This window comes from Enterobacter sp. SA197 (assembly GCF_054131575.1).
In genome coordinates this window covers 4920172-4932861 of sequence record NZ_CP096393.1, presented here as the reverse complement: position 1 = coordinate 4932861, position 12690 = coordinate 4920172, and the positions used below count along the sequence as shown (strand labels likewise).

Sequence of the window (12690 nt, the reverse complement as noted above, 5' to 3'; positions counted from 1 at the left end):
GGAGTATGAAATGAACAGATACAACAACAAAGTGGTGGTGGTAACGGGCGGCACCAGCGGTATTGGTCTGGCAACTGCAAAAGCATTCGCTGCAGATGGCGCACGGGTTTACATCACCGGGCGTCGTCAGGACGCACTCGACAGGGCGGTACAAGAGATTGGCGGCAGCGTGGTCGGCGTGCAGGGGGATATGGGAAAACTGGGCGATATCGATCACCTCTACGATGTGATTCAACAGCAGCACGGGCAGATTGATGTGCTGGTGGCCAATGCCGGTGGCGGCGACTTTGCCGCCCTGGGTGAAATTACCGAACAGCACTATGAGCAGACGTTTAATACCAACGTGAAGGGGGTGCTCTTTACGGTGCAAAAAGCCCTGCCGCTGCTGAAAGACGGTGCGTCCATTGTGATGACGGCCTCCACCACCAGCGTCAAAGGCACCCCGGCGTTTAGCGTTTACTCCGCCACCAAAGCGGCGGTGCGTAACTTTGCTCGTAGCTGGATTCTGGATCTCAAACCGCGCCGTATCCGCGTCAACGCCGTCAGCCCTGGCTTAACCGACACTGCTGGTCTGAATGAACTCTTCGGCGGTGGCGATCAGGCGGAAGGCACCAAATCCTGGCTCTCTGAGCAAGTGCCATCAGGACGTATTGGTAAGCCGTCTGAAGTGGCCAGCGCGGTGCTGTTCCTCGCCTCCGATGACGCAAGCTATATCAACGGTGTTGAGTTGTTCGTCGACGGCGGTCTGGCGCAGATTTGATGAAAAGAGTGCCCCGTCTTTCGCCGAAGACAGGGGCAGTTTTTATAACTCATTGCTTTGCAATAATTTCATCTTTTCCTGACATGGAATCTTGCCTGTTTCCCGCATTCGAACAGGGAACTTCCCTACTCATACGTCATGGTGAATTCCACGGCCGAGTTAGCCGTTCCGGCAGAAATGGCACCGGTACGGATATAACGCGCTTTCATGGGGATGGTATAACTTCCGCCGGTGGTTTTGTTATAGCCGCCGTAAGTGATTTTTGTATTGAAAGGAACAGGTGTGTCGTAGGCATCCAGTACCTGAATACCCACGCCGCTGGCGGATGAGGTGCTGTCCAGCGTGATATGCTGGTCGCTGTTTCCGGCACTGACCAGAGTGACCCCCGGTCCTGGCTTAAATGTGTAATTGACTGAGTTGATGTTGGGATCGCAGTTCTTAATTTCAAAATTAAAAGGCGTTGCAGGGCTGGTTGTGCCAACGGCGGTAAATTCCGTACTGGCATGTTTCTGCAGATCAACCTGAATATCCGGCGTCTTGCAGGAGGCGACGTTGAAAGTGATGGGGCCACCTTTAATGTTTACGTTCTGAAATAACGCACCATCAGCGGTGGATAAGGAGGTTGTTACCCACCCGCCTACTAATGGGCTAGGTAATGTTACATTTCCATTCTCCACGGCTCCAGTGATATAAAACTGAATGTAAATATTACTTAACCATAGTCCGCCGCCACCCCCTGGGTAATTTGGACCAATCGTGAAATAAAGTCTTGGATCATTACCAATGACCACTGAATTACTCCACACAGAACGAATTTTAAAGCCGATCCCCTCTAAACCCGTCTTGTAAACATCGTCAGGGAGTGAGGGGTGCGTCACTTTAGTCATCGGCGAAAGAAAACCAATAAGTTCGTAAGCAGTGTTGGGTAAGGTACAAGTACCATAGTTAGTGACCCCAGGGCCGGGAAAATACAGTTCACTTCCAATCGGCCCTGGCGGTTGGTTACGAGAAACCGTAAACGTTGTAGCGGGAAGGGTGATATCAAAATTTGTTGGGGGATTTGCTGTACATCCAGCCCTGGTTAACGGACTCATCATTATTAAAAAAGATAAGAATGCTAACCTCGAAGAAATACTCAAGTTTTTCATAGTTACTCCCTGTTCTCTTCCTTCCGTAAATATTGTTATTTGTTAAGGCCCATAACCGGACTCACCCTCTTTATATCCGCCATAGTCATCAATCGTGGTAAATAGCACTCTGCCGGAACGAGGCGCCATCACCTCCTTAACCGGAAATAATTTCTTCCCTTTTGCCGGACACATACCATTTTGCTTTGCGTCCGCCACGGCAGAGGCACTTTTCAGCCGGACATCATGAAAAGAGACGTTCCAGGCGGTGGGGTTATCACACTCAAGGGCATAGCCCTTACCCTGACTAATCAGCCGCCAGCGTAATTGCGCGGCGGCATCACCCGATGAGCCCGGCAGCCCGGTTGGTCGGTAAAAAACCTTGAGTCGGGAACGGACCGTAAATTTAATTCTGTCGCTGTTCTCTTTGCTGACGCCGGACTTTGGCTGGACCTCAAGAATATTCAGCCAGAAAACGGATTCACGATCGGCAGGCAGGGGGCCGCCGGTAAATATGATGCGCAATGTCTGCCCTTTTCCGGGGTCAATGCGGGAGATGGGCGGAGTGACCAGAAAGGGAATTTTTGCTGATTCCGGCCTGGCATCCGGGTTACCGCTGTCAATCCACATTTGCAACAGACGCGGCGTGTCGGCTTCATTAGTGATGCCGAGCGTAACCTCTTTTTTGCTGGCAGGGTAGATGACCCTTGTGGCGTTAATCTGAATGCCCGCCTGGGCGATTCCTGATAAGAACAGCAAAGCAGAAAGCAGGTAAGCAAGATGATTCATACACATCCCTAATGAATAAACTTTTTGATATTCGTGCCAGCATATAACTTAAAGTAATTTTTATTTGTAAGGTGAATAATTGTATGCTTATAAATGAGCTGGATAAATTTATCACTTGAATAATATTATTTTTGCGGATTGTACAAAAAACCGGATGCCGCTTCAAATGGTTATTTGTTTGGAGACGGGAAAGGATTTGCATTTTTAATGGAATGCGTGGTGGGTATTTTTATGAGCGGCTTAAGTGTGTGGTGGTGATAATTATATAAAAAACAAAGTATTATTTTTCTAATTCCTCCACACTCCCTAAATGCATAATCATTTTTATTGATATTAATTTTGCGCCAATGAATGTTTTAATATTAATTCATAGTTTTTGTTTATATATTTTCTCGTTTCTTGCTTTAGGCTGACGTGGATAGCCGGATGAGTGCAGCCTCGCCCGGCACATTTCATCTTTTTTCAATGCGGAATCTTGCCTGTTTCCCGCATTCGAACAGGGAACTTCCCTACTCATACGTCATGGTGAATTCCACGGCCGAGTTAGCCGTTCCGGCAGAAATGGCACCGGTACGGATATAACGCGCTTTCATGGGGATGGTATAACTCCCGCCGGTGGTTTTGTTATAGCCGCCGTAAGTGATTTTTGTATTGAAAGGAACAGGCGTGTCGTAGGCATCCAGTACCTGAATACCCACGCCGCTGGCGGATGAGGTGCTGTCCAGCGTGATATGCTGGTCGTTGTTTCCGGCACTGACCAGAGTGACCCCCGGTCCTGGCTTAAATGTGTAATTGACTGAGTTGATGTTAGGATCGCAGTTCTTAATTTCAAAATTAAAAGGCGTTGCAGGGCTGGTTGTGCCAACGGCGGTAAATTCCGTACTGGCATGTTTCTGCAGATCAACCTGAATATCCGGCGTCTTGCATGCTGCAGCTTTAACGACCACATTTCCGCTATTTATCCTGAGCTCGCTATAGCGAACTGCACCAGTATCTCCGGTACCGGTGTTAGCCCATGCAGCCACCATAGGTGAAGGCAGCGTTACTGTTCCTGAAGATACGGGGCCGATGATGTAAAACTGTACGTTGATTCCTGCAATACGGTTTTCTGCACTTGTCGCACTCGCAGGCCAGGAGTACCAGTACTGCGGAATATCAGTTAGCGTAACAATTGGCGTTCCGCTGGGCCATCCACTTGTCATGACCCAGTTACTCCAAATCTTGATGCCGATTCCAGGGATGTTTGTCTTATATACAGTGGGGTCGTAATCTGAAGGTGTCATTGTTGTGCCCAACTGTAGCTTCATATTTACATTGCCTGCGTTACAGCTAACGCTTGAGGAGGGACCATCAGCAAGACTCATAACGTTTCCAACAGGCCCGCGCACACTATTTTTGGGGACTGATATTACGAAAGAGGGTAGCGTTCTTTCATAGGATTGAGGATTCAGGGTGCTGCAATCCGCCCAACATTCAGGCGTACATGAAATAAATCCGACAGAAAACAGGATGGGTGACATTAATTTATTCATTTACTACCTCGGATTATATTAATGAGCAGGGTCTTATTAATAACTGGCGTGACCTGGAAAATTATTCTCATCCTTGATTTCCTATTTTCTTAAATAATGTGCCGCTCTGATTTTGATGGGTTTTCCTTAAAGATTTTATTTATTAAGGCCCATAACCGGACTCACCCTCTTTATATCCGCCATAGTCATCAATCGTGGTAAATAGCACTCTGCCGGAACGAGGCGCCATCACCTCCTTAACCGGAAATAATTTCTTCCCTTTTGCCGGACACATACCATTTTGCTTTGCGTCCGCCACGGCAGAGGCACTTTTCAGCCGGACATCATGAAAAGAGACGTTCCAGGCGGTGGGGTTATCACACTCAAGGGCATAGCCCTTACCCTGACTAATCAGCCGCCAGCGTAATTGCGCGGCGGCATCACCCTGTGAGCCCGGCAGTCCGGTTGGTCGGTAAAAAACCTTGAGTCGGGAACGGACCGTAAATTTAATTCTGTCGCTGTTCTCTTTGCTAACGCCGGACTTTGGCTGGACCTCAAGAATATTCAGCCAGAAAACGGATTCACGATCGGCAGGCAGGACGCCACCGGTAAATATGATGCGTAATGTCTGCCCTTTTCCGGGGTCAATGCGGGAGATGGGCGGGGTGACCAGAAAGGGAATTTTTGCTGATTCCGGTCTGGCATCCGGGTTACCGCTGTCAATCCACATTTGCAACAGACGCGGCGTGTCGGCTTCATTAGTGATGCCGAGCGTAACCTCTTTTTTGCTGGCAGGGTAGATGACCCGTGTGGCGTTAATCTGAATGCCCGCCTGGGCAGAGGTCACAGACGCGACAAAAATAAGCCAGGCGGAAAAGAGAACCTTCATACCCACTCTCCCGTTTATGGGGTGAATTGTGTGGCTCTCGTTTTTACAGGGCGAAACCGGGGCAAAGTATAAATATTGGGTGGGAAATATTTATAGAGTGGATATGTGTATTTGGATGTATTGGTGAAATTAATATTTTGCCGTTATTTTTCCTGTTTCAGGTTACATGACGGCGTAATAATAGGAACGGGTTTTTATTTTGACAGTAAATACAAAACGTTTTAGGAAAAAATTTAGTTTCCAAAAATGAGGCTGGTGACCATAAGAGAGTATTCAGCCTCGAAAAAATTGATTTTCCTTTGCGGATGGCCTGATCTGCCCTGAGGGCGTGAGAGGGGCAAAACGGCCCCTCACCCTAACCCTCTCCCCGGAGGGGCGAGGGAACGGTACGGTGCGGCCTGAGGCTACGAGGCGAGGGAACGGTACGGTGCGGCCTGAGGCTACGAGGCGAGGGGGCGGAACGGTGTGGGCTGAGGCTAAAGGGCGAGGGGGCGGAACGGTGTGGGCTGAGGCTACGAGGCGAGGAGACGGTACGGCGTGGGCTGAAGCTAAAGGGCGAGGGAACGATAGGGTGCTTGAGTCAGGGCACTCACGGCTCCCTCTCCCTGAGGGAGAGGGTTGGGGTGAGGGGGGGATGCGACCACAATATTAAACCGCCAACACCGCCCTTACCCCTTCAGCAGCGCCAGCACCAGCTCTGGCGTACTATTGGCTTTAATCAGCATCTCCGCACTGGCCTGTTGCAGAATCTGCGCACGGCTCATTGCCGACACTTCGGTCGCATAATCGGCATCTTCAATGCGGGAACGGCTTGATGCGATGGCACTGGTGGCGCTGTCCTGAAGGTTCTGCACGGATTCAAGACGGTTCGCCACGGCACCCAACTGCGTGCGACGGGTATCGATGCGGTTGATAGCGCGGTCAAGCGTGGCCAGCGGGTCATCCGGGTGACGCAGGCGAATTCCTGAACCTACCTCGGAAATGGTCATCACCGTATGGTTGGTGGCGGTATCGGTGTTAGAAAACATGCTGGGGGTGTAATAAATCTGCACATCGCCCACGCCGTTGAGCGTTTTCAGCAAATACGGGCTGGTTGGCGTATTGCGAACCACCAGGGTGGCGGTCTTGGATGTGCCGCTGCCGGGCAGATCCATATAGTAGTTACCGTCGCTGTCCAGGCGCAGCACGTCGTTAAAGGTTTTGCCTTCGGCGTCAGTGTAATTGACCTGCACTTTTGCCGGGTCGAGCGTCACATAGGATGTACCACTGACGCTGGTGACCGGGGTAAAGCTGTTTGCCAGGGTGGTGCTGGTAGCGGTGACGCTTAACGAGGTCGTGGTGCCGTTCGAGGTGGCGGTAAATCTGGCGGGGTAATACTGCAAATTGCCGCCGTTATTCACTTCTATCACGTACAGGCTGCCGGACTTCATCAGCCTGCCCGCTACCGCGTTGCCATTGGCATCGGTAAAAGTCGAGGCTACCGTGCTGCTGTCCACCGCGGGCGTGGCGGTGACGTTGGTGGGTAGGGTGGTAAATTCAAAGTCTTCCTTACCGGTCGCGCTGGTCATCTGCGCCGTTACCGAGCCGGATGGCCCAAACGTCAGGCTGGCCGGGAAGTAGGTATCGCCCTGCTGAATATAATACTGGCCGTTATCCTGGGTCAGCGTGCTGCCGCTGACCACCGCGCCGTTAGTGTCGAACACATTAAGGGTGGTGATGGCACGGGAAGGGATCTGGCCCGCTGCATTGTAGGCGGCTGTGCTACTGGTAGCACTGACTGAAATAGCGCCGGTACCGGTCTGGGTGTCCCAGCTTGCAGAGTAGTTCGCATGGTAATAGGCCGGTTTGCCGTTCGCATCATTGCCTTTAATGTAATACAGATTATCGGTGCCCCTGACCAGCTGAGGGGACGTTAAGGTGGTGGAATAGCTCACGCTAATAGCGGGGTTGCTGAGCGACATCGAACTGGCATTTCCCACGTAATTATTAACGTCAGAGACACTCCCGCTGAGGCCGCTGATGATGAGATCTTTTAGCCCCAGTTCATCCACGCTGAAGCCAGGGGACGACAAATCGAGGTCGATTTTCTCATTATCATGTGTACCCACCTGGAACCCCATCTTGCCCGCGCTGCCATCCAGCAAAGGAATGCCGTTGAAGTTCGAGGTGGAGTTGAGCTGATCGATGGCTTTCAGGTTGAGGTTAATCTCCGCCTGAATGGCGTCTGAATCTTCCTGCGAGTTAATGCCGTTCAGCCCCTGCACCGCCAGTTCACGGATGCGCTGCAGACGGTTATTGATTTCATCGAGCGCACTTTCTGCCGTCTCCACCATCGACAGTCCATCACCCGCATTGCGCTTCGCCTGCGACAGCCCGCTTTGTTGGCTGGCGAGACGGTTAGCAATCGCCTGCCCGGCCGCGTTGTCGCTGGCACTATTAATGCGCAGCCCGGAACCCAGTCGACGAATGGAGGCATCAAGTTCAGATTTGCTCTTAGCCGCCTGGTTTTGGGCGTTTAGCGATGGAAGGTTAGTTTTGAGACTGATCATTAGCCTGCTCACGAAGTAATCCCTGGTAGGGGTTATCGGCAACGCCTTGCGAACTTTAAGGAGATAATTTTGATTAGGTTAAATCTTCACTGTTGTTGCAGATAAAAAAACTGCCAATAAAATCCCGCTACGCTTCTTGTAGCATATTGTGTTGGGTTTTATAACTTAAGTAGTTTTTGCAGTTGGTTTAAAGGGGGATCTACTAAAATTGGTAGGACGCTAAGTATTTCCTCCGCTATGGCCTTTGCCCCTGCCCTGCAGCCCCTTCTCGCGGGCAAATTCTCCGAAATGCATCCAAAAACAGAGGATAATTGGCGTTTAGCTTTTCTTGACTGCTGGTTTAATGGTGCGGTTATGACTGAAACTTTCGCCGCTACCAGGCGAAGCTTCGGGACTCCTCCTCCAAAAAGAGAATTGACGATTGAATACTCCAGCGTCAGCCGACACGTTGCCCGCGTCCGAAGCAGCGTTCCCCCCAGCGGCCACTTATTTCGGACTCGCACCCTTTCTGCGTATGAGCATTGCCGGCATGGATTTCACTGCCCATACCCAGGAGATGATTGCGAAGGCGCAGGACAACCCCGACGACGCCATGCTGTGGATGAATCTCTCCACCGCAATGATGAGCCTCAAACACGAAGAGCTCGGGCTGACCATTCAGGAGCAGGCGCTGACGCAACAGCGCGTTTACGTGCGCCCCGCAGCGCTTCAGCCTGCCAGACTGCGCCTGCTGATGCTGGTGGTGCCGGGTAACTTGTCTGCTAACGTGCCGATCGACTGTCTGCTGGAAAACAGCGACGTCGACCTCATCTATTACTTCGTTGATCCGCACGGCGCAGAGCCGCTGGCCTGGGCCATTCCAGAGCATGATCTGACGATGGTCGCCATCGGTGCCAGCGATGAGACCCGCGAGCTTATTAATCGTCTGGAGCACAAACTCGCCGGCTGGCCGCAGCCTGTGATTAACGCGCCGCAGTTTGTGTTCTCGTCTGAGCGCAACACCGCCAGCCTGCTGCTGCAAAACGCGCCCGGCCTGCAAATCAGCCCGGCGTTGCATGTGACCCGTCGCGAACTGGAAGAGGTTGCCGCAGGCAGCATGATGCTCTCGGACGTAGCCGCCGGACATCAATTTCCCATCATTGTGCGCCCGGTAGGCACCCACGGCGGCCACGGGCTACAAAAGCTCGATACCCCTGCTGAAGTGGCGACTTACCTTACCGAATTGAATGAGCCGGTCTTCTTCCTGTCGCAATTTATTGATTACAGCGGCGACGACGGCCAGTTCCGCAAATTCCGCGTGGTGCTGATCGACGGCAAGCCTTACGCCTGCCACATGGGCATTTCGTCGCACTGGATGATTCACTACGTCAATGCGGGTATGTATGAAGATGCCGCCAAACGTGCTGAAGAAGCCGAATTTTTAAATACCTTTGCCGATTTTACCGAGCGTCATAAGGCCGCGCTGGACGCTATTTACCAGCGCACTGGCCTGGATTACCTCGGGATTGATTGCGCAGAAACCAAAGACGGGCAGTTCCTGGTGTTTGAAATCGATCCGGCGATGGTTATTCACGCCATGGACGATGAGGTGCTGTTCCCGAATAAACAGATTCACATGAGCAAAGTCATTAACGCATTTCGCAACCTGCTGTTAGCGCGGGTTGGTCATTAATTTGAGTACAGTGGAAAACTTATGTCATTAAATCCAAAGAACGCCCTTAACTTCTCCGGTGGGCCGGGCGCGCTGCCGGAAGTGGTTCTGAACCAGGTTCAGCAGTCGATCATCAACGTGCCGGAAGTGGGCCTGTCCATCCTCGGCATCAGCCACCGTTCCGCGTGGTTTGAAAACGTGGTGCGCGAAACGGAAAACAACATTCGCACGCTGCTTAACCTGCCGGATGATTTCCATATCCTGTTCCTGCAAGGTGGCGCGACCCAGCAGTTCTCCCAGGTCCCAATGACCATGCTGCGTGGCAAAAAGCACGCCGCCGAGTACCTGGAAACGGGTTACTGGAGCCGCAAAGTGGTCACCGAAGCGATGCGCGAAGGCCCGGTAAAAGTGGTCTGGAGCGGTGAGAGCGACGGCTATCGTCGTCTGCCGGACGAGGGTGAAGTGACCTTCTCCCCGGACGCGCCATACATTCACTATGTCTCCAACGAGACGGTGGAAGGCCTGCAATTCAACCGCGTGCTGGGCCACGACCACGTGCCGCGCGTGTGTGACATGTCTTCTGACTTCCTCTCCAAACCGTGCGAAGCGGACAAGTTCTCCCTGATTTACGCCCATGCGCAGAAGAACATCGGCCCGGCAGGCGTGACCATTGTGCTGATCCGCGACAGCGTGGTGCAGGCGGGCACCAAAGAGCTGCCTGCGTTCCTCGACTACCGTCGCCAGATTGAAGCGCACTCCAACCTGAACACCCCGCCGGTCTTCGCCATTTACGTGGTGCTGCTGGTGACCCGCTGGCTGCTCAACGATGTGGGCGGCGTGGAAAAAATGGGTGAAATCAACCGCGTGAAAGCTGACCTGCTTTACAGCATTCTCGACAACAGCGACGATTTCTATCACTCCTGGGCCGCACCTGAGCACCGTTCCGACATGAACGTGGCGTTCACCCTGCCGACCAAAGAGATTGAAGCCGCGTTCTTCGAAGAGACCCGTGCCGCAGATTTCTCCGGTCTCGAAGGCCACCGCGCCATCGGTGGCGTGCGCGCATCAATCTATAACGCCCTGAGCGTAACGGCAGTTGAGAAACTCGCCGACTTTATGCAGGACTTCCAGCGCCGCCACCGCAAATAAGCGGGGTGGTGAAAAGACGGGACAGGGAGGTTCTGTTTGAGTGGGAGTAAGTATTTGTAGGTCGGGTAAGCGCAGTGTTACCCGACTTTTTAGCGGTTGGGTACAACCGAACTCCGAGGCCGGAAGATATCTGTAGGTCGGATAAGCGAAGCGCCATCCGACAATTCGTTTAAGGCTTATTAGCTCGTTGCCAGTTTGAACATCCGCAGGCGGCTAACTCTGTCAGTAGGCTAATTCGATGAGTTTTTTCAGATCGGGTAAGGGCGCGACTTTGGCTGTTAATGACGTCACGCCCTGTGTCTCGGGCTGCACCGCCGCTTTAATTCCCTCTAACCACTGACGCGCTTCTTTTAATTCCGCTGTGAGCTTCTCTTCTTTATCGGTAAAAGCCGTCAGCACGATGCAACCATTCATCGCGCGCAGCGTGTAATGCTGCCCGGTATCGAACCCCACCTCCCGCAACCACTTGCCGGAAATCGTCAAACTCGGCGAACTTTTATCACGACCTCTCGGGCGATATCCCACAATTAACTCACGCGAGGTTCCAGTGGTCGTAATGTCCAGGTTAGAATGCAAATCAGCCATAATCAACTCCTTGATAGTTGGTGTGGTTAGACGCTCCGGTGGTGTTCGCGCACCGCTTGAGCGTTGATTGATTAGGTGGTTTAGGTGGCCCCCTATGTGAATAAGATTAAAAAATAGGTGGCCTCATGTCAATCATATCGCGCGAAAAAAAACCCAAAGGCGGCGGTCAGTCACCACAGTTCAAAATGCGCATTGATCCGGCACTGAAGGAACAGCTTGATGCCGTAGCGGCAGAAGAAGGAGTCAGTCTCGCCAGTTGGTTAAAGGAACTGGCGAGAGAGGCGTTGCGGGGGAAGGGGGTTGAGCCAAAAGGTTAGGTTTAATTTGTCCATAAGAAAAATTAGTAGGCCATTAGGTTATCATTCGTTTGAATGACACAATTTTCAGAATATTAAACTATTTTTACAACTTAGCTTGTCTTTTAAATCTATAAAAATAAAATTAATAAACTATCCGTTCTTCAAGAGGCACATATGGAATATGTAAAAGAATATTTGCTTATATTTTCTGAGGAAATAAAGTTAAGCCAAAACAAAGAACATTTGAAAAGTATTATTCAAGGGAATGAAAATTTAATCTTTAAAGAGGGTGATATTGTTTCCTATAACGAGGAACATTACAATTTAATTATTAGCAAAATAGAATCTTCTAATCATAAATGTCGAAGTTATGTTATTAAAGTTTTATCCCCTGATATAGAGAAAGATGATGATGATAAAAAATTAAAATTCATTGATTTCAATAAGGAACTAATTGACACAATAAAGGAAATAAAACACTCTCAGTTAAATACGTTGCGGGATGATGTTTCTTTAGACTTCTCTGTTGATGGTTATAGACATATAAACCAGATTGAGAATAAGATGAGGAAATTAATAACCCTTTTCATGACGGCTAAAGTAGGGTTGGACTGGGTGGCTGAGAATACACCGCAAGATGTAATTAACTCTATTAGAAATGAGGAAGCTAAGAAAGCTGACCTACAATTTAATAACTTCTTATCTGAAACTGATTTTATTCAGCTTTCTAATTTTCTTTTTGAAAGATACAATACTCTCAAAACTAATGACTTACAAAGAATCCTTATGTCTAATGATGCAATTGATCTTGAATATATTAAAGGATTTATTCCCAAAAGTAATTGGGAAAGATATTTTTCATCAATAATTGATACAAAAGAGGCACAAATAATAAAGTGGTGGGAAATGTTGTACACATTAAGGAATGTAATTGCGCATAATAGATTTATCAGTTATGAAGATTACAGGAGATTGCTTAGTCTAAAAAATAACATGAATACAGTTATCGATGAAGCGATAAATAACATTGAGGCTATTAACGTAACAGGTTCTCAGCAAGAAGAAATAAAGTCAGAAGTAATTAGAGAAATTAATCCTGTAAAGAAAGAAGTTGTTAATGAGGTTTCTAAAAAAGATGTAGTCAAAGATACGGTTATAAGTGATTCAGGTTCAACACTGAGAAGGTTGAATAACTTGATCTATTCTAATATCGAGGATTCATTCAAAAGTGAGTTGAGAAAGTCTAGGAGCAAATTAAAGTATTCAGTATCGAGGTATAATTCCGATCCATCTGAATTGAATAAAAATTTACTCTCATTAGAAACTAAAAGATCTTTGTCATATTTATCTGAAATTGCAAATTTTATTAATGTTTGATTTT

General features: G+C 49.7%; 11 protein-coding genes. 5 read left to right on the top strand and 6 right to left on the bottom strand.

Annotated features, from left to right (window positions below; all coding sequences use genetic code 11):
- Positions 1 to 10: 10 nt before the first annotated feature.
- Positions 11 to 760: an SDR family NAD(P)-dependent oxidoreductase gene (locus M1D91_RS23105; protein ID WP_437434547.1), complete on the top strand. Its 750-nt coding sequence runs from the start codon at positions 11 to 13 to the stop codon at positions 758 to 760.
- 125 nt (positions 761 to 885) lie between these two features.
- On the opposite strand, the gene M1D91_RS23100 is transcribed toward M1D91_RS23105, so the two are convergent.
- The 5 genes from M1D91_RS23100 to M1D91_RS23080 all read right to left on the bottom strand — a co-directional run bounded on the left by M1D91_RS23100 (position 886) and on the right by M1D91_RS23080 (position 7625).
- Positions 886 to 1908, bottom strand: coding sequence for a fimbrial protein (locus M1D91_RS23100; RefSeq protein WP_437434548.1), 1023 nt, complete (start codon positions 1906 to 1908; stop codon positions 886 to 888).
- Between the two features lie 42 nt (positions 1909 to 1950).
- Positions 1951 to 2676 carry a fimbrial biogenesis chaperone gene (locus M1D91_RS23095; RefSeq protein WP_457975880.1) on the bottom strand — a complete coding sequence of 242 codons (726 nt, stop codon included), beginning with the start codon at positions 2674 to 2676 and terminating at the stop codon, positions 1951 to 1953.
- A gap of 509 nt (positions 2677 to 3185) precedes the next feature.
- Entirely contained in the window at positions 3186 to 3878 is a 693-nt protein-coding gene (locus tag M1D91_RS23090; protein WP_437434564.1) for a fimbrial protein, read from the bottom strand.
- A gap of 472 nt (positions 3879 to 4350) precedes the next feature.
- Positions 4351 to 5076: a fimbrial biogenesis chaperone gene (locus M1D91_RS23085; protein ID WP_457975879.1), complete on the bottom strand. Its 726-nt coding sequence runs from the start codon at positions 5074 to 5076 to the stop codon at positions 4351 to 4353.
- A gap of 668 nt (positions 5077 to 5744) precedes the next feature.
- Complete coding sequence (locus tag M1D91_RS23080) at positions 5745 to 7625, bottom strand: flagellin N-terminal helical domain-containing protein (RefSeq protein ID WP_437433327.1); 1881 nt, start codon at positions 7623 to 7625, stop codon at positions 5745 to 5747.
- Positions 7626 to 8154: 529 nt separating this feature from the next.
- Between M1D91_RS23080 and M1D91_RS23075 the strand changes: the two genes are divergently transcribed.
- Positions 8155 to 9297, top strand: coding sequence for an ATP-grasp domain-containing protein (locus M1D91_RS23075; protein ID WP_437433326.1), 1143 nt, complete (start codon positions 8155 to 8157; stop codon positions 9295 to 9297).
- A gap of 21 nt (positions 9298 to 9318) precedes the next feature.
- Entirely contained in the window at positions 9319 to 10425 is a 1107-nt protein-coding gene (locus M1D91_RS23070) for a phosphoserine transaminase (protein ID WP_437433325.1), read from the top strand.
- A gap of 222 nt (positions 10426 to 10647) precedes the next feature.
- Here M1D91_RS23070 and M1D91_RS23065 read toward each other — a convergent pair whose 3' ends face one another.
- Positions 10648 to 11010: a SymE family type I addiction module toxin gene (locus tag M1D91_RS23065; protein WP_437433324.1), complete on the bottom strand. Its 363-nt coding sequence runs from the start codon at positions 11008 to 11010 to the stop codon at positions 10648 to 10650.
- A gap of 125 nt (positions 11011 to 11135) precedes the next feature.
- Between M1D91_RS23065 and M1D91_RS23060 the strand changes: the two genes are divergently transcribed.
- Both M1D91_RS23060 and M1D91_RS23055 read left to right on the top strand, forming a co-directional pair.
- Complete coding sequence (locus tag M1D91_RS23060; RefSeq protein WP_437433323.1) at positions 11136 to 11327, top strand: toxin-antitoxin system HicB family antitoxin; 192 nt, start codon at positions 11136 to 11138, stop codon at positions 11325 to 11327.
- A gap of 156 nt (positions 11328 to 11483) precedes the next feature.
- Positions 11484 to 12686, top strand: a complete 1203-nt coding sequence (locus tag M1D91_RS23055) for a hypothetical protein (RefSeq protein WP_437433322.1) — start codon at positions 11484 to 11486, stop codon at positions 12684 to 12686.
- Positions 12687 to 12690: the final 4 nt, after the last annotated feature.

Coding starts and splice junctions, on each gene's coding strand:
- M1D91_RS23105 (WP_437434547.1), top strand. CDS start 11: ATGAACAGATACAACAACAAAGTGGTGGTGGTAACGGGCGGCACCAGC.
- M1D91_RS23070 (WP_437433325.1), top strand. CDS start 9,319: ATGTCATTAAATCCAAAGAACGCCCTTAACTTCTCCGGTGGGCCGGGC.
- M1D91_RS23055 (WP_437433322.1), top strand. CDS start 11,484: ATGGAATATGTAAAAGAATATTTGCTTATATTTTCTGAGGAAATAAAG.
- M1D91_RS23065 (WP_437433324.1), bottom strand. CDS start 11,010: ATGGCTGATTTGCATTCTAACCTGGACATTACGACCACTGGAACCTCG.
- M1D91_RS23080 (WP_437433327.1), bottom strand. CDS start 7,625: ATGATCAGTCTCAAAACTAACCTTCCATCGCTAAACGCCCAAAACCAG.
- M1D91_RS23090 (WP_437434564.1), bottom strand. CDS start 3,878: ATGACAAGTGGATGGCCCAGCGGAACGCCAATTGTTACGCTAACTGAT.
- M1D91_RS23060 (WP_437433323.1), top strand. CDS start 11,136: ATGTCAATCATATCGCGCGAAAAAAAACCCAAAGGCGGCGGTCAGTCA.
- M1D91_RS23085 (WP_457975879.1), bottom strand. CDS start 5,076: ATGAAGGTTCTCTTTTCCGCCTGGCTTATTTTTGTCGCGTCTGTGACC.
- M1D91_RS23075 (WP_437433326.1), top strand. CDS start 8,155: ATGGATTTCACTGCCCATACCCAGGAGATGATTGCGAAGGCGCAGGAC.
- M1D91_RS23100 (WP_437434548.1), bottom strand. CDS start 1,908: ATGAAAAACTTGAGTATTTCTTCGAGGTTAGCATTCTTATCTTTTTTA.
- M1D91_RS23095 (WP_457975880.1), bottom strand. CDS start 2,676: ATGAATCATCTTGCTTACCTGCTTTCTGCTTTGCTGTTCTTATCAGGA.